The following is a 24,380-nucleotide window of genomic DNA, read 5'->3' as shown; positions in this document are numbered from 1 at the left end:
GGACTTAGAGCAACTTAGGGCAGCGCAGCGTCAACGATCAACGCAGGGTCAACTTCCCTCACGCGTTCCTCCTGGTAGTAGCCGCCGTACTCGGTGTAGCGAAGGAACACGCGGCCGCACGACGAGCACTGCCACACGTCGCTCTTGTTGGCCGGATGGAAAGCCGCCGCGATGGGCGCGTCGGGCGACCAGCTGTGCGTCCCGTCCGGGTGGTACTCCTCCACCGTGACCTCGTAGAGCTCGGGATCGCGCAGCGTGCCCACGCGCCGCAACCCGGAGATATTGACAGCGGCGGGGAGCGCCTCCCAGCCCTTGCACTGCAGGCCCCCGCACACCGGGCACTTGTCGCCGCTGCGATGCCGCGCTGCCAGCTCGCGCAGCTGCGCGGCGTCGAGCAGCGGCAGCGCGCTCATTCGGCCAGCTCGCGCATCACGCGGATCAGGTCGCTCTTGCCTTCGAAGCCGATGCCCGGCAACTCGGGCATCAGCACGTGGCCGCCTTCGACCTTCACGCCGTCCGGGAAGCCCCCGAACGGCTGGAACAGGTCGGGGTACGACTCGTTGCCGCCCAGGCCCAGGCCCGCCGCGATGGCCAGCGACATCTGGTGGCCGCCATGCGGAATGCAGCGGCTGGCCGACCAGCCGTGCTGCTCGAGCATGTCGAGCGTGCGCAGGTATTCGACCAGGCCGTAGCTCAGGGCGCAGTCGAACTGCAGCCAGTCGCGGTCCGCGCGCATGCCGCCGTAGCGAATGAGGTTGCGCGCGTCCTGCATGGAGAACAGGTTCTCGCCGGTGGCCATCGGATTGGCGTAGTAGTTGCGCAGCGTGGCCTGCAGCTCGAAGTCGAGCGGGTCGCCGGCCTCCTCGTACCAGAACAGGTTGTACCGGGAGAGCGCCTTCGCATACGCGATCGCGGTGTCCAGGTCGAAGCGACCGTTGGCATCGACCGCCAGGCGCTGGCCGTCCTTCAGGATCGACAGCACCGAGTCGATGCGCCGCAGGTCCTCGTCGAGCGAGGCGCCGCCGATCTTCATCTTCACCACGTTGTAGCCGCGATCGAGGTACTTGCGCATCTCGTCCTTCAGCTGCGCGTCGTCCTTGCCCGGGTAGTAGTAGCCGCCGGCCGCGTACACGAACACCTTGCGGTTCGGCGTGCCGTTGCCATAGCGCTCGGCGAGCAGCTGGTACAGCGGCAGGCCGGCGATCTTGGCCGTCGCGTCCCACACGGCCATGTCGATGGTGCCGATGGCCACCGAGCGCTCGCCGTGGCCGCCCGGCTTCTCGTTCCTGAAAATCGTCGCCCAGATCCTGTGCGGATCGAGGTTGGTGCCCGCGTCGTCGAGCAGCGACGCGGGTTCGGCTTCCTTCAGCCGCGGGATGAAGCGCTCGCGCATCAGCGCCCCCTGCCCGTAGCGGCCGTTGGAATTGAAGCCGTAGCCGACGACCCGGCGGCCGTCGCGCACGACGTCGGTCACCACGGCGACCAGGCTCAGGGTCATCTTGCTGAAGTCGATGTAGGCGTTGCGGATCGGCGATGCGATCGCGCAGGTGGTCTCACGGATGTCGAGGATCTGCATGGGCCGTCATCATCGCCGATGGCGCACGCCCTCCCGTCAGGGAAACGGCGCCTTCCAAGCTGTACAGTGACGCATCGCCGCAGGAGACCGCATGTCCACCGGTTCACGCCAGGAGAAGGCCGCCCTCGAGGCCGCCATCGACCGCGTCACCCGTCTCGCCAAGGAACTCAAGACCCAGGACCTGGATGGCATCCAGGAACGCTGGGATCCCCGCACCGAGGCTTTGCAGAAGCGCGTGAACAACGCGCTCGGTGACGTGCTGGGCCATGGGTCGCCCGACTACAAGCAGCTGAAGATCGACGCGCTCGACGGTTCGCTGGACACCAGCTTCGGCGAGCGGTACAGCAGCGAAGAGCTGCACGAGTGCATCCGCAAGGGGCTGGACGGCGCGATCTCGGCCCTGAATGCGGCCAGGGAAATCCTGGCGCAGCGCCTGCGCGGTGGCGCGATGGCGCCCATCGCCAAGGCCGCGGAGCCCGTGGCCACGCCGGCACCGACCGCCGCACCGACGCCTGCGCCGACCGCCGCACCGACGCCGGCACCCACGCCTGCACCGACGCCGACCCCCAAGCCCACGCCAGTGCCGACGCCGGCCCCCACCAAGGCGCCCCCGCCCGCCCCGATGTCGCGCACGGCCGCCGCAGTGGCGGCCCGCGCCGCCGCCAGGAACGCGATGTCCACGCCCGCGCCGACGGCGGCACCGACGCCCGCTCCGACGCCCACACTCGCTCCGACGCCGACGCCCACACCGACTCCGACTCCGACTCCGACGCCTGCGTCGACGCCTGCTCCCACGCCCGCCCCCAGCAGCCACGGCGCGAACCGCGTCGCCATCATCAGCAGCCACGGCGAGGCGGCCGCCGCCGCACCGGTGGCCGAGTACGTGCGCCAGCTCGGCCTGCAGGTCATCGAGGTCGGCGATGCGCCGGTCAGCGACACCACCACGTTCGTCGAACGGCTCGCCGGCGTGCGCGGCACCGACTACGCGATCGTGCTCGGCCCGGCCGCCGCACTGGCCACCGAGGCCGGCGGGCATGGAGCCCCGTCCGAGACGCTGCTCGAGATCGGCTTCCTGTTCGGCGTGCTCGGCCGCGGCAAGGTCTGCTACCTGGTCGACGGCAAGGGCCAGGTGGCGCCGGAGCTGCGGGACCTGGTGCACGTGCAGCAGCGCGACGAAGGCAACCTCTGGCACCTGCTGGTCGCGCGCGAGATGCGCAAGGCCGGGCTCGAGGTCGACATGAATCGCGCGGTCTGACGCTCGCCGCGCGAGCGGCCATGCGGGTGTGTCCGATTGCTGGCCGCCTGAAATCCTGAGACCCTCTCCTTCCCACCAAGAAGGAGACAAGCGATGAGAAAGAAGTTCGCAGCGCTGGCCCTGGCACTGGCCGCGCCGCTGGTGTTCGCGCAAGGCGCGGGCACCGTCCAATGTCCTGACAAGAACATCCAGTACTGGCAGGCCTTCCCCCGGGCGGCGAGTCGGACCTGTCGGCGCGCCACCAGCAGCTCCTGATCAAGAAGAAGTGCCCGGCCATCGAGACCATCATCCAGTACAAGGCGGGCGCCGGCGGCGGGCTGATGTGGGCGCAGATGAACCAGCTGCCCGGCGACGGCGCCAACGTGGTCGGCATCAACCTGCCGCACATCGTGTTCCAGCCGATCCAGGGCGACGTGCAGTACAAGACCGCCGACGTGGTGCCGGTGTTCTGGTTCCACTTCACGCCCGACATCCTGGTGGTCAGCAGCAGGAGCCCGATCAAGAACTTCAAGGAGTTCATCGAAGCCGCGAAGGCCAAGCCGGGATCGATCAGCCTCGCGGGCTCGGGCCAGTTCTCGGCCAACCAGGCCGCGCACGAGCGGCTGGACGCAGCCTTCGGCATCAAGACGCTGTATGTGCCATTCAAGGGCACCGGTGACCTCGCCACGTCCGTGATGGGCGGCCAGGTCGACGGTGCGATGACGTACACGCCGTTCGCCATCGCCAACCGCGACAAGGGCGTGCGCCCGCTGGCGGTGGCGATGGAGAAGCGCCACCCGCTGATGCCGGACGTGCCCACCTTCAAGGAGCTGGGGGTCGACTGGGTCGACGGGGCGTACCGCGGCATCGGCGTGCCCAAGTCGACGCCGCCCGAGGCACGCAAGCGCCTGTCGGATCTCTGGATGGCGATCAACACCGACCCCGAGATGAAGGAGCTGGCGGCCAAGGCCGGCTTCGAGCTGGTGAACGTCGGCCTCGACCAGATGGACGCCTTCATGGCCGAGAAGACCAGGCTGTACACCGAGGGCGCCGCCCGCATGGGGCTCGGCAAGAAGTAACCTCGCGGCGGTGGACGACGACCCGCGTTTCACCGCCGACGCGATGCTGGCGCGCCTCGCGCGCTGGCTCCGCGTGCTGGGCTGGGACACGCGGCTCGATCCCGCCCTGCCCGATCCCGAGATCGTGCGGCTCGCGGAATTCGAGCGCCGCATCCTCCTCACGCGCGACCGCGGCCTGCTGCGCGAACTGCGGCCGCGCCAGGCGCTGGAGATCACGCACGACCAGCCACTCGCGCAACTCGTGCACGTGGTCCGCGAGCTGCAGCTCGCCGCGCCGCACGAACTGTTCACGCGCTGCACGGTGTGCAACACGCCGCTCTCGGCGCCGCTTGATCCCGCCGACCGCGCGCGCCTGCTGCCACCCGACGTGCAAGCCCTTCCCGGCGCGGCGCGCGCCTGCCCCGGGTGCGGCCGCATCTACTGGCCCGGCTCCCATGCACGCCGCATGCGGGACGCGCTGGATCGCGCCCTGCCGGGCTGGCTGGGGTAACAGTTCGAAACGGCAGCTCGGCTGTAAGGCCCGCCGCGCCACTTTGCACCCCGACACAGTTGTGAGCTGCCGACCCGGCCAAGAATCCGCCCTCCCAACTGTCGAGCAGGAGGACGGACATGAATGGATCGAAGCGGTTTGCGCTCGGCGCGCTTGCCTGGAGCACGCTGGTGGCGGTGGGCCTCGGTGCTTGCGGTGGTGGAGGCGGTGGCGGCGCCGGGAGTCCCAGCGTGGGCTCGGGCAGCACCAGCACCACGGCCGACGGCAGCGTGGTCAGCAGCGCTGCCAGCACGCCGACAGGCGCGGGGGCGACATCAGGCGCCGTCGGGACCACAGGCGCCGGCGCGACGGCGGGCGGCGGCACCACGACAGTCACTGGCACGCCTGCAGGCACGGGCACCAGCAGCACCGCGGCTGCGACCGCCTCGTCGGCCGTGATGCTCGGCGACTGCGAGATGTTCCCGAGCCAGGCCGTGTTCAACACGCGCATCGACGACACCACGCGCTTTCCGGCGCAGGCCAGCAGCGCGAGCTGGATCGCTTCGGTGGGCAGCACCACGCCCTTCCGTGCCGACTGGGGGACCGGCGTGGATCCGACCCAGCGCAACAACTACTACGGCATCCCGTTCAACCTCGTTGACGGCACCGCCTCGACGACGAACTGGGCGACCCTGCAGTACGACTTCACCCCGTCGGGCGTGAGCACCGCCGTGGGCTGGCCGCACGAGAGCGATTGCGCGGTGCCCAACGGCTCGGGCTACACCCTCACGCGCGGCTGCAGCACCGTGCCGGCAACCAACCGGCGCTTCCCCATCCCGACCGCCACCGTGCTGAACGAGGGCGGCACCTGCAACGATCCCAACACGTGCGGCGACCACCACCTGGCGGTCGTCGAGCAGGGCGCCTGCCGCCTGTGGGAAGCCTATTCGGCCTACAAGCTGGGAAGCCAGTGGTACGCCCTGTCGACCGCCGCCTGGGACCTGAAGTCGCTGGCGCTGCGCCCGTCCACCTGGACCTCCGGCGACGCCGCGGGTTTGCCGATCACCCCGTTCCTGGCCAAGGCGGCCGAAGCCTCCAGCGGCGAGATCCGCCACGCGCTGCGCGTCACGTTCCGCGATGCCGCGATCGCCAACAGCTTCGTCTGGCCCGCACGCCACAGCGCGGGCAGCACCGCGGGCTCGATCCCCTTCGGCGCCCTGCTGCGCCTGCGCGCCGACTTCGTGATCCCGGACAACTGGACGACGCAGGCCAAGGCGATCGCGACCGCGGCCAAGCGCTACGGCCTGTACGTGGCCGACATCGGCATGGACTTCTACGTGCAGGGCGAGCCCAGCGCTGCGTGGGACACCAGCACCTTCAGCCAGCTCGCCACCATCCCGCTGTCGCAGATGGAGTTCGTCGACATGGGCAACGTGACGCGCGACCCGCGCTTCTCCGCCGACTCGATGGCGGCCAGCTGGTGATCGGGCGGCGGCTGCGGCGCCCTGACACGTCGCCGCCGCTCGCTGCCCGTTCGTCCTGAGCCCGCCAGAAGGTTGCCTCGTCCGTCGGCGGTCAGCCGTAGCAGGGACAATGCCTGCGCACGAGAAGCCCCGCGATGAAAACGCCGCCCCGCCTCCACCTCCACCCGCTGCGGCAGCTCGGCCCCGGCCTCATCACGGGGTCGCGGACGACGATCCGAGCGGCATCGCCACCTATTCGCAGGCCGGCGCGCAGTTCGGCTTCTCGATGCTGTGGACGATGGTGTTCACGCTGCCGCTGATGACGTCGATCCAGAACATCAGCGCGCGCATCGGCTACGTCACCGGGCATGGCCTGGCCGCCAACATCAAGCGCAGCTTTCCGCGCCCGGTGCTGATGGCGGTGATCGGCCTGCTGCTGGTGGCCAACACGCTGAACATCGCGGCCGACTTCGCGGCGATGGCCGAGGCGCTGCGGCTGCTGCTGGGCGGCTCGCCGCATGTGTACGCCGTCACCTTCGGCCTGTTCACGCTGGTGCTGCAGGTGTTCCTGCCGTACCAGCGCTACGTCGCCTGGCTCAAGTGGCTGACACTGGCGCTGCTCGCCTACGTGGCGGTCGTCTTCATGGTGCACCTGGAGTGGCGCGAGGTGGCGCTGCGCATCGTGAACCCGCAGCTGGCGGCCACGCGCGACACGCTGCTGATGGTGGTGGCGGTCTTCGGCACCACCATCAGTCCCTACCTGTTCTTCTGGCAGGCCGCGCAGGAGGTCGAGGACAAGGAAGCGGGCGTGCCGCACACCGCGAACGAAGTGCGGCACCACCTGCGGCGCATCAAGTGGGACACGCGCATCGGCATGGCGTTCTCCAACCTGATCGCGTTCTTCATCATCCTGGCCACCGCGGCGACGTTGCATGCGGCCGGCCTGACCGACATCGAGACCTCGGCCCAGGCCGCGCAGGCGCTGCGGCCCGTGGCCGGCGACTGGGCCTTCCTGCTGTTCGCGCTGGGCATCATCGGCACCGGCCTGCTGGCGGTTCCGGTGCTCGCGGGCTCCGCGGCGTACGCGGTGGCCGAGGCCGCCGGCTGGGAAGGCAGCCTGAGCCTGCGCCTCGAGCAGGGCCAGGGTCGCGGCTTCTATGGCGTGATAGCGGTCGCCACGCTGGGCGGCGTGGCGCTGTGCTTCACGCCGGTCGACCCGGTGAAGGAGCTGTTCTGGTCGGCGGTGCTGAACGGCGTCATCGCGGTGCCGATCATGGTCGTGATGATGCTGCTGGCCACGCGCACCTCGGTGATGGGACCGCACGTGATCGGCCGACGCCTGCGCTGGCTGGGCTGGCTGGCCACGGCCGCGATGGCCGCCGTCGTCGCGGCGCTGGGCGTGACGTCCGTCTAGGACGGCTCAGCTGCGCGCGATGCGCAGCCGCCGCAGCAACCAGCCCAGCGTCGGCGCCTGCACCAGCAGGCTGAAGAGGACGACCGCGTACGCGGCCATCACCAGCGTGTCGCGTCCCTCGAACTGCGGCAGCGACAGCGCCAGTGCCACCGAGATGCCGCCCCGCAGGCCGCCCCACGTGAGCACCTTCACCGCATGCGGCGTGCGGTGCTCGAGCCGGCGCCGCACCACGATCGCGGGCAGCCCCACGCTGGCGAAGCGCGCCGCGAGCACGACCGGGATCAGGGCCAGCGCCGCGAGCGGCGAGCCCAGCTCCGCGTCGGCCAGCGCGAGCAGGTTGATGCCGAGCAGCCCGAACAGCACGAGGTTGAGCACCTCGTCGAGCAGTTCCCAGAACGAGAACAGGTGCTGCCGCGTGCGTGCGCTCATCGCGCTGCGTGCACCGTGGTTGCCGATCACCAGCCCCATCACCACGACCGCGAGTGGCGCCGACACGTGCAGGCGTTCCGCGAGGCTGTAGCCGCCGGTGGCCAGCGCCAGCGTGATCAGGATCTCGACCGGGTAGCTGTCGACCGCGCGCAGCATGAAGAACGCGACGTAGCCGATCGCCAGCCCCACGACGATCGCGCCGGCGACCTCGCGCGCGAGCAGCAGCGCGACCGCAGGCACCGACGCCTCGGCGGTCCCGGTCGCGATGCCGAGGATCGTGAGGAAGGCCACCACGCCGGTGCCGTCGTTGAACAGGCTCTCGCCGGCGATGTCGACCTCCAGCGCCCTGGGCACGCCCGCCGTCTTCAGGATGCCCAGCACCGCGATCGGGTCGGTCGGCGAGATCAGGGCCCCGAACACCAGGCACCAGACCAGCGCCACCGGCGTGCCGAGCGCCTGCAGCACCCACCACGTCGCACCGCCGACGAACACGGTCGAGAGCACCACGCCGACGGTGGCCAGCACCAGCACCGGCAGGCGCTGCCGCGCGAGGTCGCCGATGTCGACATGCAGGCTGCCGGCGAACAGCAGCACGCTGAGCAGGCCATGGAACACCACCTCGGGCAGGTCCAGCCGGCCCACGAGGGCCGAAGCCCACGCGGTCGCGCCCGGCACGTGGCGGCCGAGCCAGGCGAGCAATAGCGATGCGACCAGGCCCGTCGCGGTGATGCCGATCGTGTCGGGCAGGCCGATGTAGCGGTGGTTGAGGTAGCCGAGCACGGCCACCACGGTGAACAGGACGCCGACGAGTTCGAACAGGGACATGCCGCTCCCACGGGGACGGACATTCTCGGTGGATGGCCGCTCGCCGTGGGCCGCGACGCAGCCCGGCAGGCAGCCCCGCGCGAATCCGACTAGCATCGCGTCCCTTCGCCCAGGAGTCTCCATGCGCTACACCCCGCTCGGCCGCACCGGCCTGTTCGTCTCCGAGCTGTGCCTCGGCACCATGACCTTCGGCGGCAGCGACGGCATGTGGGGGCAGATCGGCAAGCTGCAGCAGGCCGAGGCCGAGCGCCTGGTGGGGCAGGCGCTCGATGCGGGCGTGAACTTCATCGACACCGCCGACGTGTACGCGGGCGGCGTGTCCGAGCAGATCACCGGCCAGGCACTGCGCAACCTGAAGGTGCCGCGCGAGCAGGTCGTGGTGGCGACCAAGGTGTTCGGCGAGACCGGACCTTCGCCCAACATGCGCGGGGCGACGCGCAGCCACATCCTCGATGGCGTGAAGGCCAGCCTGCGGCGCCTGCAGCTGGACCACATCGACCTGTACCAGATCCACGGCTTCGATCCGGCCACGCCGATCGAGGAGACGGTGCGCGCGCTCGACCAGCTGGTGCGGCACGGCCATGTGCGCTATGTCGGCGTGTCCAACTGGGCCGCGTGGCAGATCGTGAAGGCGCTGGGCATCGCCGAGCGGCTGGGCCTGGCCCGCTTCGAATCGCTGCAGGCGTACTACACGGTGGCGGGGCGCGATCTCGAGCGGGAGATCGTGCCGATGCTGCGCAGCGAAGGCCTGGGCCTGATGGTGTGGAGCCCGCTCGCGGGCGGGCTGCTGTCGGGCAAGTACGGACGCGAGCAGCAGGCCGAGGCCGGGAGCCGCCGCGTCGCCTTCGACTTCCCGCCGGTGAACAAGGACCGCGCGTGGAACGTTGTCGATGCGATGCGGCCGATCGCGCAGGCGCGCGGGGTCTCGGTGGCGCAGGTCGCGCTGGCCTGGCTGCTGCACCAGCCGCAGGTCACGAGCGTGATCGTCGGGGCCAAGCGGCCCGAGCAGCTGGCCGACAACCTGAAGGCCGCCGACGTGCGCCTGTCGGCCGAGGAGCTGGCCAGCATCGACGCCGCGAGCCACCTGCCGCCCGAGTACCCGGGCTGGATGCACGAGCGGCAGGGTGAGACCCGCCGCAAGCAGTTGCAGCAGGCGCAGCGCTAGCCGGGCGCCATCACTCGCGTCGCAATCGGAAGAAGAGGGGCTGGTCCAGGCCCTTGAGGTCCATCAGGCCCAGCAGGGTGTTCGCGTCCTCCTGCCGCAGGGCGTCGTGGATCGGCAGCCTGTCGTACACGATGGTCGCGCTGCTGCGGCTGCGGGTCTCCACCATGCGCAGCCGTGCCTGCGACCGGCGCGTGGCCAGCAGCGGCAGGAGCGCCTGCACCACGCGGCCGACTGATCGCGACTTCAACGCGGGGAACCGCAACACGGCAGCGATGCCGAGCCGCACGCCGGCCGGCCGCACGCACACCGTGCCACCCGAAAGCGTGTCGAACACGAGCGGATGCACGTGCTCCGGTCCGTCGATGCGCTTGCCGTGCCAGTGGCAGGCCTCCAGCAGGCCATCGAGCGGATGGCCCGTGTGCATCCCTTCACCGCGCCAGGCGCCCTGTGCAGCTTGCAGCGGCACGGCGGGCAAGCCGTCGAAGAGGGCGAGCGCTTGCTGCGTGGTGAGAAAGGCGGGCACGGCCGCCATCATGGCGTGTCGACGGCGTCGCCGACCCTGAGTGCAGAGGCAAAAAAAAGCCGGGCGATGCCCGGCTTCGATCAGCACGTGGACAGCGTCAACTGGCCGCGGCCTTCTCGTCGCCTTCCGCGCCGCGCGAGGCCAGCCACTTGCCGACGACCACCACGATCACGGCACCGAGCGCCGGCACCAGCCAGTGGGCGATGTGGTGCTCGCCGATGTCGCCGAACCAGGTCTTGACCGCGGGATCGGAGATCGCCATCTCGCCGGCGACCCAGCCCAGCAGCGCCGCACCCGCGGTGATGATGATCGGGAAGCGGTTCATCAGCTTCAGGATCAGCGTGCTGCCGAAGATGATCAGCGGGATGCTGATGACCAGGCCCAGCACCAGCAGCAGCAGGTTGCCCTTGGCCGCAGCGGCCACGCCAATCACGTTGTCCAGGCTCATCACCAGGTCGGCGACGACGATGGTGCGGATGGCGGCGATCAGGTTGGAGTGGCCTTCGAGTTCGCCGTCGTCGTCGTCGCCCTTGAGCAGGCCGATGCCGATCCACAGCAGCAGCGCCGCGCCGACCAGCTTCAGGTAGGGCTGCTCGAGCAGCACCACCGCGAAGAACGTCAGGATGATCCGCAGCACGATGGCGCCGACACTGCCGAAGATGATGGCCTGCTTCTGCTGCTGTGCGGGCAGCGAGCGCGATGCCAGGGCAATCACCACCGCGTTGTCGCCGCTCAGGACGATGTTGATCATGATGATCTTCAGCAGATCGATCCAGAAATCGGGTGTCATCACCACGCCCATCGTGTCTCCTTGTCCTGCGGGGCCCCGGCCCGTGAAAACGGCGAGCTTACACCGCGCCGTCGGGCCGCCTTCTACGTGGAACTACAAATGAAAAAGGCGCGGCAGGGCCGCGCCTTTCGTGTTGCGCCGCGGAGTTCAGTCCTCGACGAACGCTTCCTCGCGCTTGGCCTTGATCGAGGGCAGCGCCACGATCACGATGAGTGCGAGGGCGGCCGCCAGCAGGCTGGCGGACAGCGGACGGGTGACGAGCACCGCCCAGTCGCCGCGCGACAGCAGCAGTGCGCGCCGCAGGTTCTCTTCCATCATCGGCCCCAGGATGAAGCCGAGCAGCAGCGGCGCCGGCTCGCATCCGAGCTTGGTGAACAGGTACCCGATGATGCCGAAGGCGCCCACCATCCAGATGTCGAACGTGTTGTTGTTGGTCGAGTACACGCCGATGGCGCAGAACAGCACGATGGCCGGGAACAGGTACCTGTAGGGCACCGTGAGCAGCTTGATCCACATGCCGATCAGCGGCAGGTTCAGGATCACCAGCATCAGGTTGCCGATCCACATCGAGACGATCAGGCCCCAGAACAGCTGCGGGTTGCTGGTCATCACCTGCGGACCGGCTGGATGTTGTGGATGGTCATCGCGCCGACCATCAGCGCCATCACGGCGTTGGGCGGGATGCCCAGCGTCAGCAGCGGGATGAACGAGGTCTGCGCGCCGGCGTTGTTGGCCGACTCGGGCGCGGCCACGCCGCGGATGTTGCCCTTGCCGAACGGGATCTCGCCTGGGCGGATGGCGACCTTCTTCTCCAGCGTGTAGGCCGCGAAGGCCGCCAGCAGCGCGCCGCCGCCGGGCAGGATGCCCAGCGCGGAACCGAGCGCGGTGCCGCGCAGCATGGCGGGCGCCATCGCCTTGAAGTCGTCCTTGGTCGGGAACAGGCCCTGCACCTTGGCGGTGAACACCTCGCGCTGGTCGTCCGGCTGCGCCAGGTTGCTGATGATCTCGCCGTAGCCGAACACGCCCATGGCGATCGTCACGAAGCCGATGCCGTCGGTGAGTTCGGGGATGTCGAACGAGAAGCGCGCGACGCCGGAGTTGACGTCGGTGCCCACCAGGCCCAGCAGCAGGCCCAGCACGATCATCGCGATGGCCTTGACCAGAGAGCCGGACGCCAGCACCACGGCGCCGATCAGGCCCAGGATCATCAGCGAGAAGTATTCGGCCGGGCCGAACTTGAACGCGACTTCCGTCAGCGGCGCGGCGAAGGCCGCCAGGATCAGCGTGCCGACGCAGCCGGCGAAGAACGAGCCGATGCCCGCGGCGGCGAGCGCCGGGCCCGCACGGCCCTGGCGCGCCATCTGGTAGCCGTCGATGCATGTGACGACCGACGACGACTCACCGGGCAGGTTCACCAGGATGGCGGTGGTCGATCCGCCGTACTGCGCGCCGTAGTAGATGCCGGCCAGCATGATCAGCGCCGACACGGGAGGCAGCGCGTAGGTGGCGGGCAGCAGCATCGCGATGGTGGCCACCGGGCCGATGCCGGGCAGCACGCCGATCAGCGTGCCGAGCACGCAGCCGATGAAGGCGTACAGCAGGTTGACAGGCGTGACCGCGACGCCGAAGCCGGTTGCCAGGTTGGAAATGAGATCCATGATGTGTTCCTGGGCTCAGCCGGAAATGAAGGTGGGCCACACCTGGATCTGCAGCTTCAGCAGCCAGATGAATGCGACGTAGCTGCCGATGGCCAGGATGGTGGCCAGGACCAGCACGCCCTTCCAGGCGAACTCGTTGCCGGCCATGCTGGAGATGATGGTGAGCGCGTAGATCGCGACGATCATGCCCATCGCCGGCAGGCCGATGGAGGGCAGGCCGCCCAGCAGAACGCCGAACGCAAGGTTGGCGCCGATGACGAACACCAGCGGCTTCCAGGCCCACTTGCCGATCTTCTCGCCGTCCTCGGTCTCGACCACGAGGGCCTCGAACACGATGAACGCGCCAAGCAGCGCGAGCACGATGCCCAGCATCATCGGGAAGTAGCCGGGGCCCATACGGGCGCCCTCGCCGATGTTGTAGGTGGTGGAGCCGATGCCGAACCCGGCGCCGACGATGCAGAACATGAGTCCTGCGAAGAAATCTTTCTGGCTCTTGATCCTCATGCCTGTCCTCGTGAAGCGGACAGCCGTGCGTATCCCCACCGGCTGCCCTCGGGCATTAGGTTCGTCGCAGCCTGACCTGTGGCTGACCGGAAGGGTTGGTGAAAGTGCGTAGCATGGCCCCAGGCGAGGGAGGTACACCGGCGCATGCGAATCCTGCTGATCGAAGACGACGTGGTGCTGCGCGACGTGATGGTTCGCAGCCTGCGCGACGCGGGCCACCGGGTCGACGTGGCCGGCACGCTGGAGGAAGCCGACCAGCTCTGGCAGATGCCGGGGTTCGACGCCGTGCTGCTCGACCTCAACCTGCCGCACAACAGCAGCCCCCGCAGCGGGCTCGGCAGCGGGCTCACCACGCTGCGTGCCGCCCGCGCGCGCGGCGACCGCACCCCGGTGCTGATCCTCACCGCGCGCAACCGCACCGACGAGCGCATCGCGGGCCTGAATGCAGGCGCCGACGACTACCTGGGCAAGCCCTTCGACCTCGCCGAGGTCGAAGCCCGCCTGCGCGCGCTCGTGCGCCGCACCATGGGCACGCAGGACCAGGTCGTGGTGGGCGGCCTCGCGCTGGATCGCCAGAACCGCCGCTTCAGCGTGCATGCGCAGCCGCTGGAGCTGCCCGCGCGTGAGTTCGAGGTGCTGTGGGAACTGATGACGCCCGCGGGCCGCGTGGTGAGCAAGCGCGAGATGGCCGACAAGCTCTCGGACCTGGACGACTACCTGGGCGACAACGCGCTCGAGGCCTTCATCTCGCGCCTGCGCAAGAAGCTGGTGGGCAGCGGCGTGCGCATCCGCACGCTGCGCGGCCTGGGCTACCTGCTCGAGGCGGAGACTTGAAGCCCAACGCGAACCCGCCGCGGCTTGCCTCGCGGCTGCTTCGCCATGTGCTCGTTCCGCTGGCCCTGACCTGGGGCGCCGGCACCGCCGTCTCCGCCGGCATCGCCTACTACTTCACCCAGCGCGCCTTCGACCGCTCGCTGCTGGACGACGCGGCGCTGATCGCCAGCAACGTGCAGACGCACGGCGGCGGCCTCGAGCTCGCCCTGACGACACGCGAGGTGAACCGCGTGCTGTTCGACCAGGTCGAGACCACGTACTTCAGCGTGATGCAACCCGACGGCACGCTCGTGGCCGGCGTCAAGGACCTGCGGCTGCCGCCGGTGGCGCCGGGCGGCACGCACCGCTTCCAGGACGTGGTGCTCAATGGCCTGCACCTGCGCGGCGTGATCCTGCATCGCATGGAACCGGTCCCCTTCGACGTCGTCGTCGCCGAGACCACGCTCGGGCGCAGCGCCGCACTGCAGCGGCTGATCCTGTTCTCGCTGGCGCCGCAACTGCTGCTGCTGCTGGTGCTGGGCTGGTGGCTGCGCCGCGCGATCCAGGGTGACCTGCAGCCCCTGGCCCAGCTGCAGGTGGCGCTGGGTCGCCGCAGCGCCAACGACCTGGCCGCGATCCACGTCGACGCCACCACGCACGACGTCGTGACGCTGGCGGCCGCCCTGAACGCCCTGCTCGCGCGCCTGGAGCGCAGCGTGCGCGCGCAACGCGAGTTCGCGGGCAACGTGGCCCACGAGCTGCGCACGCCGCTGGCCGGCATCCGCGCGCTGGCCGACTACGGGCTGTCGCAGTCGGACCCGCAGTCGTGGCGCGAACAGCTCAAGCGCATCGCCACCAGCCAGGCCCGCGCGAGCCGCCTGGTCGACCAGCTGCTGGACCTGGCGCTCGCGCTCGAGGCCGAAGCAGGACTGAAGATGGAGCCGGTGGCGCTGGACGCGCTCGTGCGCGATGCCGTGCTGCGCATGCTGCCGCGTGCCGACGCCGCGGGCGTGGACCTCGGTGCGGTGGGCATCGACAGTCCCTGCTTCGTGCGGGCCGACCCGACGCTGGTCGACGGCATCCTCACCAACCTGCTGGACAACGCGCTGCGCTACGGCGCGGCTGCCGAAGGCCAGCCCTCCACCGTCACCGTGGCCATCGAGCAGCGGCCGGGGGAAGTCGTGCTCTCGGTGCAGGACAACGGCGCGGGCGTGCCGCCGGAGTTGCAGGAGCAGCTGGTGCAGCGCGGTGCGCAGGGCCAGCTGGGCCACTTGCTGGGCCAGGGCGCGGGCCTCGGGCTGGCGCTCGTGGCGCAGTACGCCACGCTGATGGATGCGCACATGGCACTGGGCAGCGGCCCCGACGGGCGCGGCTGGGTCTGCGCCATCCACTTCTCCGCCGCGGCCGTGCAGGCGGGCAGCGCGGCGGCGTGAGCGCCTTCAGCCGGCCAGCAGCGCCGGCAACTCGCGCATGTCGGTGAAGATCTGCACGGCGCCGACGGCCCGCAGCGCAGCCGGCGCATCGTGGCCGGCCTCGGGCGGGCTGTAGCCGAACACCGTCGCGCCGGCCGCGACGCCGGCGCTGGCACCGGGCACGGTGTCCTCCACCACCGCGCAGCGGCGCGGGTCCACCCCGAGCGCCTTCGCGGCCGCCAGGTACACGTCGGGCGCGGGCTTGGAGCGGGGCATCTCGTGCCCGCTAAAGATGCGCCCCTGGAAGAAGCGGTCCAGGCCGCACCGGGCCAGCTGCAGTTCGACCTTGAAACGGTCGGCGCCGCTGGCGCAGGCGATGCGCCCCGCGTAGGTCGCATGCACGCGTTCGACCGCCTCCGGCGCGCCGGCGATCGCGCGCACTTCGCGCTCCAGCCGCAGGTTGCGCCGTTCGCGGAACTGCACCATCCATTCCTCGGTGAGCGGCCGGCCGGTGTGCGCCTCGATCAGCGCGCGTTCGTCCTTCACCGCCTTGCCGATGAACAGGCGCATGCATTCGGCTGGCGTGAGCGTCCAGCCTGCCTCCTGCAGCATGTCGCGCAGCACGCCATTGGTGATGGGTTCGCTGTCGACGAGCACGCCGTCGCAATCGAACAGGACGGCCTCGAATCGGGGAGTGGCAGGCATGGGGCGGGCATCGTACCAAGCGAGGACCGCGCCGCTGAGCCACACGGCGTGGGCGAATGCCGCTAGCATGCCGACGCCTCCTGCCACGCCATGCACCCCTCCTCGCTGATCGACTGCGCCGCCGTGCCTGCGGCCTGTCCGCCCGATGCCGGCGGCGGGGAAGACCTGTTCGAGGCGGCCGTGCTGTTCACCGACATGCGCGGCTCGTCGGACCTGGTCACGCGCACGACACCGCGCGAGTACTTCCGGCTGCTGAACACGTCGTTGAGCGCGCAGGCCGAATGCGTGCGCGGCTTCGAGGGCGACGTCATCAAGTACACCGGCGACGGGCTGATGGCGGTGTTCCGCGGCATGGGCCGCTCGTCGCTGGCCCTGCGCTGCGCGCTGGCGCTGGCCCGCACGTGCGAGCGCGAGCCGGGGCTGCCATTCGGCATCGGCGTGGCCGACGGCCCGGTGCTGGCCGGCTTCGTCGGGCCGGAGACGCCGGGCGAGCGCCACTACGACGTGGTCGGCGCCACCGTGCACCTGGCGGCACGCCTGTGCGCGATGGCCGGTGCCGGCGAGGTGATGACGACGACGTCCACGCATGACACCGCGCAACTGCCGGCCGCGGCCCTGCGGCCGATGGGCCCTGTGGCCGTGCCGGGGTTCCCCGAGGCCATCGAGTGCGTTGCCTTCGAGCGCGGCGCGGCAACCGCCTCGCTCTGAATCCGCCGCGCCGCGTCAGCCGACGGCGGCGTCGATCACGAACAGCACCCATTCGGGCCGGCGCCAAAACCGCACCGGCAGGATGCTCACGCCCAGGCCGCTGGTCACCCACGCCTGCACGCCGCCATGGTCCACCCAGCCGTATGACCAGGAGCGCGGCAGCCGCGGCGGCTTGAGCACCGCACCGAGGAACGGCAGCGCCACCTGCCCGCCATGCGTGTGCCCCGCGACCGCGAGCCCATGCACCGGCGGCATCTCCACCAGGCTGCCCGGGTCGTGCATCAGCACCAGCGCGTCGGCCTGCAACGGCACCTGCGCCATCGCAAGGACCGGCCGCGAGTGCCCCGTCTGCACGTCGCCCACGCCGGCGACCCACAGCCCCGCGTCGATGGGCCGTGCACTGTTCTCCAGCACGCGGATGCCGCGTCGCTCCAGCGCCGCGCGGAACTGCGGCACCTTGCCGCCCCACCAGTCGTGGTTGCCCATGACGGCATAGACCCCGAGCGGCGCGCGCAGCCGGCCCAGGATCGCGGCGATCTCCTCGCCATCGGGCTCGCCACGTGCGGCCGGATCGCCGACGCCGCTGATGAAGTCGCCGGGCAGCAGCACGACGTCCGGCTGCGCTGCGTTGATGGCGTCGACGATGTGTTCGGCGCGCGCCCGCGTCATCACGCGCCAGAGCGCGTGGTTGCTGATGTGCCAGTCGCTGGCCACCGCCACTTTCAACGGCGGCCGCTGCCATCCGGACACCTTGTGCTCGATGCGGCGCGCGGCCACCCAGCGCGGCTCGATGCCGACCGACCAGACGGTGAGCAGCAGCACCAGCAACAGGACGATGCGGAACGCGCGCTTCAAGGGCCGCCCTGCGGGAAGCTGCCGTCGACGTACAGCCAGCGCCCCTGCGCATCGCGCCGGAAGCGGCTGCGCTCGTGCAGGCGGCCGCCCCGGCCCTGGATGCGGTAGCGGGCCACGAACTCCACCTCGGCATGGTCCGCGTCGATCAGGCGGTGATCGCGCACCTCGAGGCCCAGCCACTTCGTCGCCGCATCCGGCATCACGTCGGCAGGACAGGTCGCCGGATCCCAGCTGGCGCGCAGGTAGGCCACGTCGCCCAGCACGTACGCGGTGTAGCGCGAACGCATGAGCAACTCGGCATCGGGCGCGGGCTGGCCGGCAAGCAGCGGTCCGCAGCACTGCGCGAGCGCGCGGGGACGTCCGCGCGCATCGGCGCGGCCGCACGGACAGGCAGGCGGCGTCACGCCAGCGCGCGCTGGATGAGGATCTTCTGCACGTCGGACGTGCCCTCGTAGATCTGGCACACGCGCACATCGCGCCAGATGCGCTCGACCGGAAAGTCGCTGACGTAGCCGTAGCCACCGAGCGTCTGGATGGCGGCGCTGCACACGCGCTCGGCCATCTCGCTGGCGAACAGCTTGGCCATCGCCGCTTCCTTCAGGCACGGCAGCCCCGCGTCACGCAGCGTGGCCGCGTGCCAGATCAATTGCCGCGCTGCTTCGAGCTGGGTGGCGCAATCGGCGAGCCGGAACCCCACCGCCTGGTGCTCGAAGATCGGCTTGCCGAAGCTCTGGCGATCCTTGGCATACGCGAGCGCCACCTCGAACGCGCTGCGCGCCATGCCCAGGCTCTGGGCGGCGATGCCGATGCGGCCGCCTTCCAGCGCCGACAGCGCGATGCGGTAGCCCTCGCCTTCCTCGCCGATGCGGTGGTCGGCAGGGATGCGGCAGTTGTCGAAGTTGATCTGCGCGGTGTCGCTGGAATGCTGGCCGACCTTGTCCTCCAGCCGCGCGACCACGTAGCCGGGCGTCTCGGTGGGCACGAGGAAGGCGCTCATGCCCTTCTTGCCGGCACCCTTGTCGGTGACGGCGATGACGATCGCGAGCTGCCCGTTCTTGCCGCTGGTGATGAACTGCTTGACGCCATTCAGCACGTAGTCGCCGCCCTCGCGCGTGGCGGTCGTGCGCAACGCGGCGGCATCGCTGCCCACGTGGGGCTCGGTGAGGCAGAAGGCGCCGAGCAGTTCGCCCTGCGCCAGCGGTGCCAGCCAGCGCTTCTTCTGGGCCTCGCTGCCATAGCGCATCAGGATCGCATTGACCGGGCAGTTGGTGACGCTGATCGCGGTGCTGGTGCCGCCGTCGCCGGCGGCGATCTCCTCCAGCACCAGCGCCAGCGTCACGTAGTCCAGCCCCGCACCCCCGTAGGTGTCCGGCACGCAGATGCCGTAAGCCCCCAACGCCGCCAGGCCCCGATGCGCCTCGCGCGGGAACACATGCTCCTTGTCCCAGCGCGCCGCATGCGGCCACAGCTGGTCCTGCGCGAACGCCCGCACGGCGTCGCGGATCATTTCCTGGTCGGGGGTGAGGAGCATCGTGCGTTCAGCGGCGGGCGCCCAGTTCCATCACCAAGCGGCTGGCAAGGTACAGGCGGCGGGGGATGGCGTCGATCTGCACGTACTCGGCCTGGTTGCTGTGGTAGCCGAAGCCGGGCAGGCCCAGACTCTCGATCACCGGCTTGCCGGAGAGCGCCGCATACGCGGCATCGGTGCCGCCGCCGGTGCGCTCGACCACCTTCACGTTGCCGCCGACCTCGCGGTAGATCGCCTGCGCGCGCTGCACCATCGCGCGGCCTTCGGCGTTGGCGTTGAACGCCGGGCGGCCGAAGGTGGGCGTGATGCTGACGACACTCTTGGGCAGCTTCTTGTGGCCCTGGATGCGCTCGTCGAGGGTCTTGAGCAGGCCGTCCAGGTCTTCACGCCGCGCGTAGCGGATGTTCGCTTCGAGCTGCGCTTCGTCGGGAATGATGTTGGGCACCTGGCCGCTCTTGCCGACCGTCCAGTTGAAGCGCAGGTCGCGCGACTTGTCGTCCAGGTCCATCGTGCGCAGCACGATGTCCGAGGCCTCCACCAGCGCGTTGACGCCGAGCTCGGGCGCAGCGCCGGCATGCGAGGCGAGGCCCTTGACGGCCACCTTGTAGTAGACGATGCCGGCGGTGCCGAGCGTGAGGTCTTCTGATTGCGCGCCGGTCGGTTCGAACGACAGCACGGCATCGTTCTCGCCCGCGAGCTTCTGGATCAGGTCGCGCGATCCGAACGAGCCGCGCTCCTCGTCGGTGTTGAACATCACCGTGATCTGGCCGAAGTCCTGCCAGTTGCGCGCCTTCAGCAGCTTCAGCGTGTGCAGGATGGTGGCCACGCCGCCCTTGTCGTCGGCGATGCCGGGGCCGTAGGCTCGGTTGCCCTCGACGCGGAACGGCGCCTTGGCCAGCGTGCCCTTCACGTAGACGGTGTCCATGTGCCCGATCAGCAGCAGCTTGCGGCCGCCACGGCCCTGGATGCGGCCCACGAGGTTCTCGCCCACCACGCCGGCCACGGCCGGATGGCGCGTGACAGTGGCGCCGAGCGACTTCAGCTCGCCTTCGAGCAGCTGCTCCATCGCGCTCATGCCCTCGGCGTTGCCGGTGCCGGTCTCGATGTTGACCAGCCGCTCCAGCGTCTTCACCACCTCCGGCTGCGCCGCGGTGGCGGCGGCCATGAGCGCGGCATCGGGCTGCGCAGCGGGTGCAACCGGTGCTGCCGGTGCCGCGACCGGCGTCGGGGCTGCAGCGGTGGAGCCGCCCTGCGGTCCGGAAGCGCAGGCAGCGAGTGCCAGGCCAAGCGCGATCGACAGGGTGGAACGGGCAAACGTGAACGACATGCGTTGTCTCTTCGGGTGTGAAAGGACCCCGATTGTGAAGCGCCGCTGAGGCGCCGTGTGGCTACCAGCCCTTGAAGGCGGTGCCGTCGTGATCGAGGAAGGCGCCGCTCTGGCGCTTGCCGGCCGCCGCGATGGCCTTGCGCATGCTGGCCACGCTCTGGTCGACCGTGAGCGGCGCGCCGGGGCCGCCCATGTCGGTCTTCACCCAGCCAGGGCTCATGGCGAGGAAGGTCGCGCCGGGGTAGTCGCTGGACGCCGCCTTCACCACCATGTTCAGCGCCGCCTTGCTGGCCTTGTACAGCCAGCCGAAGCTGGAGGAGGTGCCGGCGATGTGGGCCATGCCGCTGGTGATGAAGACGAAGCGACCGCCCGCTGCTTCGACCAGCGGGCCGACCTGCGGAATCGCCTGCATCGCGCCCAGCACGTTGGTGCGCATCACGCGGTCGAAGTCCTGCTGCGTGGGCGGCTCGGTGGCGCCGGCCGTGCTGTACACGCCGGCGACGTAGACGGCCACATCGACCTTCTCGCCATCGAGCTGCCACGACAGGCCACTGACCGACGCCGGATCGGCGACGTCGACCTTCAGCGCCTTGGCCCCGAGCGCCTCGATGGCCTGCAGGCCCTCGGGGGTGCGCGCAGTGGCGATGACGCGGTCACCCGCCGCGCGGTACTGGCGCACGAACTCGTGGCCGATGCCACGCGAGGCGCCGAGGATCAGGATGGTTGCCATGGGTGCAGAGAGAAGACAAGAACGCGAAAGAGAAATCAACGATTCCTTTTGCGTCTTTCGCGCCCTTTCGCGTCTTTCGCGTTCGGCTGTCCGCTTTACAGCAGCTCGAGCGCCACCGCGGTCCCCTCACCGCCGCCGATGCACAGCGTGGCGACGCCGCGCTTGCCGCCGCGGGCCTGCAGGGCGTGGATCAGGGTGACCATGATGCGGGCGCCCGAGGCGCCGATCGGGTGGCCCAGCGCGCAGGCGCCGCCGTTGACGTTGACGATGTCGTGCGACACCTTCAGCTCCTCCATCAAGGCCATCGGCACCACCGCGAACGCTTCGTTCACTTCCCACAGGTCGACGTCGGCCACCTTCCAGCCCGCCTTCTGCAGCGCCTTCTGCGTGGCGCCCACCGGCGCGGTGGTGAACCACTCCGGCTCCTGCGCATGCATCGCATGCGACACGATGCGCGCGAGCGGCTTGCAGCCCAGGCGGTTCGCGGTGCTCTCGGTCATCATGACCAGGGCCGCGGCGCCGTCGTTGATCGAGGAGGACGAAGCGGCGGTGATGGTGCCGTCCTTCTTGAATGCGGGCCGCAGCGTGGCGATCTTGTCCAGCTTCACCTTGCCCGGGCCCTCGTCCTTGCTGATCACCGACTCGCCGGCGCGCGTCTTGACGGTGACCGGCGTGATCTCCTTCGCGAACGCGCCCGACTCGGTGGCCTTCTGCGCACGCGTGACCGACGCGATGGCAAACGCGTCCTGCGCCTCGCGGCTGAACTTGTACTTCGCCGCGCAGTCCTCGCCGAAGGTGCCCATCGCGCGGCCCGGCTCGTAGGCGTCCTCCAGGCCGTCCAGCATCATGTGGTCGTAGACCTTGTCGTGGCCCATGCGGTAGCCACCGCGGCCCTTGAGCAGCAGGTAGGGCGCATTGGTCATGCTCTCCATGCCACCGGCGACCATCACCTCGTGCGTTCCGGCCAGCAGCATGTCGTGCGCGAACATCGCGGCCTTCATGCCGGAGCCGCACATCTTGGACAGCGTGACGGCGCCGGCGCTCTTGGGCAGCCCGCCCTTGAACGCGGCCTGCCGCGCCGGCGCCTGGCCTTGTCCGGCCATCAGGCAGTTGCCGAACAGGACTTCGCCGACCGCATCGGCGGAGATGCCGGCGCGCTCGACGGCGGCCTTGATCGCGGCGCCGCCGAGGTCGTGCGCGGCGAGGGTGGAAAAGTCGCCCTGGAACGCGCCCATCGGGGTGCGTGCGGCGCTGACGATGACGACGGCTTCAGACATGGTGTGCTCCTTGAGATCTCTGGGATGGAATGGTGCCGCAGCGGCGCTGGCCGGTGCGGCGCGGGGTCTTGGGATGGCGTGGCTCAGGCATGGTGCTCGAAGCGCTTCTCGTGGTCGTACGGGAACACGTCGTGCACGTGGCCGGCGCGGATGCGTTCCTTGTGCTGCTGCCAGAACGTCGGATCGAGCAGGTCGGCGTGGTGGCGCATGAACACCTCGCGCACCGTGGGATTGCCCAGCAGGAAGGGGCCGAAGGTCTCGGGGAACACGTCGCGCGGGCCAACGCGGTACCAGACCTCGCCCGACATCTCGTCTTCCTCGTTGCGCGCGGCGGGCACCTGGCGGAAGTTGCAGTCGCTGACGTACTCGATCTCGTCGTAGTCGTAGAAGACCACCTTGCCGTTGCGCGTCACGCCGAAGTTCTTCCACAGCATGTCGCCGGGAAAGATGTTGGCGGCGACCAGGTCCTTGATGGCGTTGCCGTAGTCCACCACGGCACGCTCGATCTGCACGCGCGCCGCGGCGGCCATGGTGGCGTCGCCGTGCTCCAGCGCGTCGAACGCCTCGGCCAGGTAGATGTTCAGCGGGATCATGCGGCGCTCGATGTACAGGTGCCTGATCACCACCTCCTCGTGGCCGTCGCCATCGCGGTCGCCGACCACCAGCTGGCTGGGGCAGTGCTGGCGGATCTCGTCGATCAGGCTGTCCTCGAAGCGGTCGCGCGCGAACGCCACCTGGCTGTACTCCAGCGTGTCGGCCATGCGGCCCACGCGGTCGTGCTGCTTGACCAGCAGGTACTTGCCCTTGATCTGCTCGCGCGTGGTGTCCTTCTGCGGCGGGTAGTGGTCCTTGATCACCTTGAACACGTACGGGAACGAGGGCAGGTCGAACACCAGCATCACCATGCCCTTGATGCCGGGCGCGATGCGGAACTTGTCGCTCGAGTGCTTCTGGTGGTACAGGAAGTCGCGGTAGAACAGCGTCTTGCCCTGCTTGGCCAGGCCGAGCGAGCTGTAGATTTCGCCGCGCGGCTTGCGCGGCATCAGCGTGCGCAGGAACTGCACGTACGCCGCCGGGATCTCCATGTCCACCATGAAGTAGGCGCGCGCGAAGGAGAACAGCATCAGCAGCTCGTCCTCGCCGAACAGGCACGCATCGATCACGAGCTTGCCCGCGTCGTCGTGCAGGATCGGCAGCGCGAACGGCACCTCGTTGAAGCCGTTGATCAGCTTGCCCACCACGTACGCGCCCTTGTTGCGGAAGAACAGGGACGACAGCACCTGGATCTGGAAGTTGGCGCGCAGCTTGACGTGCGCCAGCCGCGCGTTCATCGCGTCGAGCACGCGCCGGGCGTCGCGCTCCAGGTCGTCGAACTCGCGCTTCAGCTGGAAGTTGGTGACGATGCGCACGATGTTCGCGTGCAGCGTCTCGCGCGTCGGGTAGTAGGCGCGGTAGGTGGGCGTGGCGGCGGGCTCGTCGTTCTCGATGAACTCGGTGGAGACCGCCGGCCGCACGAAGATGAAGTCGTTGTGGAAGTACGTGCGGTGCAGGATCTTGGTGGTGACCGAGTTGAAGAAGGTCTCGGCGCACTCCGGCTGGTGGTGCTCGATCAGGAGGCCGATGTAGTGCAGCTTGGCCTCGTGCCACAGCTCCATCGGCTGTTCGCCGGCCCGGAATTCCTGCTCCAGCCGCTGCACGGCCTCCTTCACGCGCGTGTCGTAGAACGCGATGCGATCGCGCTGGGCGCGCTGCTGTCCGTGCCAGTCGGCCTGCTCGAACCGCTGCTTGGCGGCCGCGGACTCGTGCCGGAACAACCGGTAGTGCCGGTTGAAGCCATCGAGCATCGCCTGCGCGATGTCGAAGGCCAGCGTCGAGTCGAGCCGCTGCGGGGACATC

Annotated in this window: 24 protein-coding genes and 1 pseudogene; 10 read left to right on the top strand and 15 right to left on the bottom strand. The window is 69.7% G+C overall.

The features are described from left to right. Positions 1 to 14: 14 nt before the first annotated feature. Together ACPWT1_RS06550 and ACPWT1_RS06545 are read right to left on the bottom strand one after the other, a co-directional pair. Positions 15 to 413: a hypothetical protein gene (locus ACPWT1_RS06550; RefSeq protein WP_427914571.1), complete on the bottom strand. Its 399-nt coding sequence runs from the start codon at positions 411 to 413 to the stop codon at positions 15 to 17. Beyond that, on the bottom strand, positions 410 to 1,576 hold the full coding sequence (locus ACPWT1_RS06545; protein ID WP_427914570.1) for a mandelate racemase/muconate lactonizing enzyme family protein: 1,167 nt from the start codon (positions 1,574 to 1,576) through the stop codon (positions 410 to 412). The genes ACPWT1_RS06550 and ACPWT1_RS06545 overlap by 4 nt, the downstream gene beginning before the upstream one ends. A 91-nt stretch (positions 1,577 to 1,667) precedes the next feature. Between ACPWT1_RS06545 and ACPWT1_RS06540 the strand changes: the two genes are divergently transcribed. The 6 genes from ACPWT1_RS06540 to ACPWT1_RS06515 all read left to right on the top strand — a co-directional run bounded on the left by ACPWT1_RS06540 (position 1,668) and on the right by ACPWT1_RS06515 (position 7,235). Then, on the top strand, positions 1,668 to 2,831 hold the full coding sequence (locus ACPWT1_RS06540) for a hypothetical protein (RefSeq protein WP_427914569.1): 1,164 nt from the start codon (positions 1,668 to 1,670) through the stop codon (positions 2,829 to 2,831). A 93-nt stretch (positions 2,832 to 2,924) separates the two neighbouring features. Then, a complete protein-coding gene (locus ACPWT1_RS06535) occupies positions 2,925 to 3,086 on the top strand; it encodes a hypothetical protein (RefSeq protein ID WP_427914568.1) in 162 nt (53 codons plus the stop codon). Between the two features lie 77 nt (positions 3,087 to 3,163). Further along, entirely contained in the window at positions 3,164 to 3,889 is a 726-nt protein-coding gene (locus ACPWT1_RS06530; protein WP_427914567.1) for a tripartite tricarboxylate transporter substrate binding protein, read from the top strand. A gap of 10 nt (positions 3,890 to 3,899) precedes the next feature. Next, positions 3,900 to 4,379 carry a Mut7-C RNAse domain-containing protein gene (locus ACPWT1_RS06525; RefSeq protein ID WP_427914566.1) on the top strand — a complete coding sequence of 160 codons (480 nt, stop codon included), beginning with the start codon at positions 3,900 to 3,902 and terminating at the stop codon, positions 4,377 to 4,379. 119 nt (positions 4,380 to 4,498) lie between these two features. Further along, positions 4,499 to 5,842: a hypothetical protein gene (locus tag ACPWT1_RS06520; protein ID WP_427914565.1), complete on the top strand. Its 1,344-nt coding sequence runs from the start codon at positions 4,499 to 4,501 to the stop codon at positions 5,840 to 5,842. Between the two features lie 109 nt (positions 5,843 to 5,951). Further along, positions 5,952 to 7,235: an NRAMP family divalent metal transporter gene (locus tag ACPWT1_RS06515; RefSeq protein WP_427914564.1), complete on the top strand. Its 1,284-nt coding sequence runs from the start codon at positions 5,952 to 5,954 to the stop codon at positions 7,233 to 7,235. A 6-nt stretch (positions 7,236 to 7,241) separates the two neighbouring features. On the opposite strand, the gene ACPWT1_RS06510 is transcribed toward ACPWT1_RS06515, so the two are convergent. Next, complete coding sequence (locus ACPWT1_RS06510) at positions 7,242 to 8,489, bottom strand: cation:proton antiporter (RefSeq protein WP_427914563.1); 1,248 nt, start codon at positions 8,487 to 8,489, stop codon at positions 7,242 to 7,244. Between the two features lie 121 nt (positions 8,490 to 8,610). Here ACPWT1_RS06510 and ACPWT1_RS06505 point away from each other — a divergent pair, with 121 nt between their 5' ends. After that, positions 8,611 to 9,654, top strand: coding sequence for an aldo/keto reductase (locus ACPWT1_RS06505; protein ID WP_427914562.1), 1,044 nt, complete (start codon positions 8,611 to 8,613; stop codon positions 9,652 to 9,654). 10 nt (positions 9,655 to 9,664) lie between these two features. Here ACPWT1_RS06505 and ACPWT1_RS06500 read toward each other — a convergent pair whose 3' ends face one another. From ACPWT1_RS06500 to ACPWT1_RS06485, 4 genes and pseudogenes are all read right to left on the bottom strand, one after another. Further along, positions 9,665 to 10,177 (bottom strand): GXWXG domain-containing protein, encoded by a 513-nt coding sequence (locus tag ACPWT1_RS06500; RefSeq protein WP_427914561.1) that lies wholly within the window; start codon positions 10,175 to 10,177, stop codon positions 9,665 to 9,667. 97 nt (positions 10,178 to 10,274) lie between these two features. Beyond that, entirely contained in the window at positions 10,275 to 10,979 is a 705-nt protein-coding gene (locus ACPWT1_RS06495) for a TerC family protein (RefSeq protein ID WP_427914560.1), read from the bottom strand. A gap of 135 nt (positions 10,980 to 11,114) precedes the next feature. Further along, positions 11,115 to 12,625, bottom strand: a pseudogene (locus tag ACPWT1_RS06490) (tripartite tricarboxylate transporter permease). Positions 12,626 to 12,640: 15 nt separating this feature from the next. After that, positions 12,641 to 13,129 carry a tripartite tricarboxylate transporter TctB family protein gene (locus ACPWT1_RS06485; RefSeq protein ID WP_427914559.1) on the bottom strand — a complete coding sequence of 163 codons (489 nt, stop codon included), beginning with the start codon at positions 13,127 to 13,129 and terminating at the stop codon, positions 12,641 to 12,643. Between the two features lie 144 nt (positions 13,130 to 13,273). Between ACPWT1_RS06485 and ACPWT1_RS06480 the strand changes: the two genes are divergently transcribed. Together ACPWT1_RS06480 and ACPWT1_RS06475 are read left to right on the top strand one after the other, a co-directional pair. Continuing rightward, positions 13,274 to 13,963 carry a response regulator transcription factor gene (locus tag ACPWT1_RS06480; RefSeq protein WP_427914558.1) on the top strand — a complete coding sequence of 230 codons (690 nt, stop codon included), beginning with the start codon at positions 13,274 to 13,276 and terminating at the stop codon, positions 13,961 to 13,963. Further along, the gene (locus ACPWT1_RS06475; protein ID WP_427914557.1) at positions 13,960 to 15,375 is read left to right on the top strand and encodes a sensor histidine kinase; all 1,416 of its coding nucleotides are present in this window, start codon (positions 13,960 to 13,962) and stop codon (positions 15,373 to 15,375) included. The genes ACPWT1_RS06480 and ACPWT1_RS06475 overlap by 4 nt, the downstream gene beginning before the upstream one ends. Before the next feature lie 6 nt (positions 15,376 to 15,381). Here ACPWT1_RS06475 and ACPWT1_RS06470 read toward each other — a convergent pair whose 3' ends face one another. After that, positions 15,382 to 16,059, bottom strand: a complete 678-nt coding sequence (locus ACPWT1_RS06470) for an HAD family hydrolase (protein ID WP_427914556.1) — start codon at positions 16,057 to 16,059, stop codon at positions 15,382 to 15,384. A 90-nt stretch (positions 16,060 to 16,149) separates the two neighbouring features. Between ACPWT1_RS06470 and ACPWT1_RS06465 the strand changes: the two genes are divergently transcribed. Continuing rightward, on the top strand, positions 16,150 to 16,767 hold the full coding sequence (locus tag ACPWT1_RS06465) for an adenylate/guanylate cyclase domain-containing protein (RefSeq protein ID WP_427914555.1): 618 nt from the start codon (positions 16,150 to 16,152) through the stop codon (positions 16,765 to 16,767). A 15-nt stretch (positions 16,768 to 16,782) separates the two neighbouring features. Here the strand turns inward: ACPWT1_RS06465 and ACPWT1_RS06460 are convergent, their stop codons facing one another. The 7 genes from ACPWT1_RS06460 to aceK form a co-directional block, all read right to left on the bottom strand. After that, complete coding sequence (locus tag ACPWT1_RS06460) at positions 16,783 to 17,622, bottom strand: metallophosphoesterase (RefSeq protein WP_427914554.1); 840 nt, start codon at positions 17,620 to 17,622, stop codon at positions 16,783 to 16,785. Further along, a complete protein-coding gene (locus ACPWT1_RS06455; RefSeq protein ID WP_427914553.1) occupies positions 17,619 to 18,026 on the bottom strand; it encodes a YchJ family protein in 408 nt (135 codons plus the stop codon). Before ACPWT1_RS06455 ends, ACPWT1_RS06460 begins: the two co-directional genes overlap by 4 nt. Beyond that, entirely contained in the window at positions 18,023 to 19,153 is a 1,131-nt protein-coding gene (locus tag ACPWT1_RS06450) for an acyl-CoA dehydrogenase family protein (protein WP_427914552.1), read from the bottom strand. The genes ACPWT1_RS06455 and ACPWT1_RS06450 overlap by 4 nt, the downstream gene beginning before the upstream one ends. Before the next feature lie 7 nt (positions 19,154 to 19,160). Further along, entirely contained in the window at positions 19,161 to 20,477 is a 1,317-nt protein-coding gene (locus ACPWT1_RS06445; protein ID WP_427914551.1) for a glutamate carboxypeptidase, read from the bottom strand. Positions 20,478 to 20,538: 61 nt separating this feature from the next. Continuing rightward, positions 20,539 to 21,207, bottom strand: coding sequence for an SDR family oxidoreductase (locus ACPWT1_RS06440; protein WP_427914550.1), 669 nt, complete (start codon positions 21,205 to 21,207; stop codon positions 20,539 to 20,541). 95 nt (positions 21,208 to 21,302) lie between these two features. Beyond that, the gene (locus ACPWT1_RS06435) at positions 21,303 to 22,484 is read right to left on the bottom strand and encodes an acetyl-CoA C-acyltransferase (RefSeq protein WP_427914549.1); all 1,182 of its coding nucleotides are present in this window, start codon (positions 22,482 to 22,484) and stop codon (positions 21,303 to 21,305) included. Positions 22,485 to 22,567: 83 nt separating this feature from the next. Then, a complete protein-coding gene (gene aceK, locus ACPWT1_RS06430; protein WP_427914548.1) occupies positions 22,568 to 24,379 on the bottom strand; it encodes a bifunctional isocitrate dehydrogenase kinase/phosphatase in 1,812 nt (603 codons plus the stop codon). Position 24,380 lies beyond the last annotated feature (1 nt).

It is taken from the genome of Ramlibacter sp. MMS24-I3-19 (assembly GCF_050320135.1).
Lineage (GTDB): Bacteria > Pseudomonadota > Gammaproteobacteria > Burkholderiales > Burkholderiaceae_C > Ramlibacter.
The sequence above is the reverse complement of the archived record's forward strand: the minus strand, read 5'-3'. Positions and strand labels throughout refer to the sequence as shown.

Excerpts from the sequence above, each read along its gene's own strand:
- ACPWT1_RS06550 (WP_427914571.1), bottom strand. The coding sequence starts at position 413 with ATGAGCGCGCTGCCGCTGCTCGACGCCGCGCAGCTGCGCGAGCTGGCA.
- ACPWT1_RS06545 (WP_427914570.1), bottom strand. The coding sequence starts at position 1,576 with ATGCAGATCCTCGACATCCGTGAGACCACCTGCGCGATCGCATCGCCG.
- ACPWT1_RS06540 (WP_427914569.1), top strand. The coding sequence starts at position 1,668 with ATGTCCACCGGTTCACGCCAGGAGAAGGCCGCCCTCGAGGCCGCCATC.
- ACPWT1_RS06535 (WP_427914568.1), top strand. The coding sequence starts at position 2,925 with ATGAGAAAGAAGTTCGCAGCGCTGGCCCTGGCACTGGCCGCGCCGCTG.
- ACPWT1_RS06530 (WP_427914567.1), top strand. The coding sequence starts at position 3,164 with ATGAACCAGCTGCCCGGCGACGGCGCCAACGTGGTCGGCATCAACCTG.
- ACPWT1_RS06520 (WP_427914565.1), top strand. The coding sequence starts at position 4,499 with ATGAATGGATCGAAGCGGTTTGCGCTCGGCGCGCTTGCCTGGAGCACG.
- ACPWT1_RS06515 (WP_427914564.1), top strand. The coding sequence starts at position 5,952 with ATGCCTGCGCACGAGAAGCCCCGCGATGAAAACGCCGCCCCGCCTCCA.
- ACPWT1_RS06510 (WP_427914563.1), bottom strand. The coding sequence starts at position 8,489 with ATGTCCCTGTTCGAACTCGTCGGCGTCCTGTTCACCGTGGTGGCCGTG.
- ACPWT1_RS06505 (WP_427914562.1), top strand. The coding sequence starts at position 8,611 with ATGCGCTACACCCCGCTCGGCCGCACCGGCCTGTTCGTCTCCGAGCTG.
- ACPWT1_RS06495 (WP_427914560.1), bottom strand. The coding sequence starts at position 10,979 with ATGGGCGTGGTGATGACACCCGATTTCTGGATCGATCTGCTGAAGATC.
- ACPWT1_RS06485 (WP_427914559.1), bottom strand. The coding sequence starts at position 13,129 with ATGAGGATCAAGAGCCAGAAAGATTTCTTCGCAGGACTCATGTTCTGC.
- ACPWT1_RS06480 (WP_427914558.1), top strand. The coding sequence starts at position 13,274 with ATGCGAATCCTGCTGATCGAAGACGACGTGGTGCTGCGCGACGTGATG.
- ACPWT1_RS06470 (WP_427914556.1), bottom strand. The coding sequence starts at position 16,059 with ATGCCTGCCACTCCCCGATTCGAGGCCGTCCTGTTCGATTGCGACGGC.
- ACPWT1_RS06465 (WP_427914555.1), top strand. The coding sequence starts at position 16,150 with ATGCACCCCTCCTCGCTGATCGACTGCGCCGCCGTGCCTGCGGCCTGT.
- ACPWT1_RS06450 (WP_427914552.1), bottom strand. The coding sequence starts at position 19,153 with ATGCTCCTCACCCCCGACCAGGAAATGATCCGCGACGCCGTGCGGGCG.
- ACPWT1_RS06445 (WP_427914551.1), bottom strand. The coding sequence starts at position 20,477 with ATGTCGTTCACGTTTGCCCGTTCCACCCTGTCGATCGCGCTTGGCCTG.
- ACPWT1_RS06440 (WP_427914550.1), bottom strand. The coding sequence starts at position 21,207 with ATGGCAACCATCCTGATCCTCGGCGCCTCGCGTGGCATCGGCCACGAG.
- ACPWT1_RS06435 (WP_427914549.1), bottom strand. The coding sequence starts at position 22,484 with ATGTCTGAAGCCGTCGTCATCGTCAGCGCCGCACGCACCCCGATGGGC.
- aceK (WP_427914548.1), bottom strand. The coding sequence starts at position 24,379 with ATGTCCCCGCAGCGGCTCGACTCGACGCTGGCCTTCGACATCGCGCAG.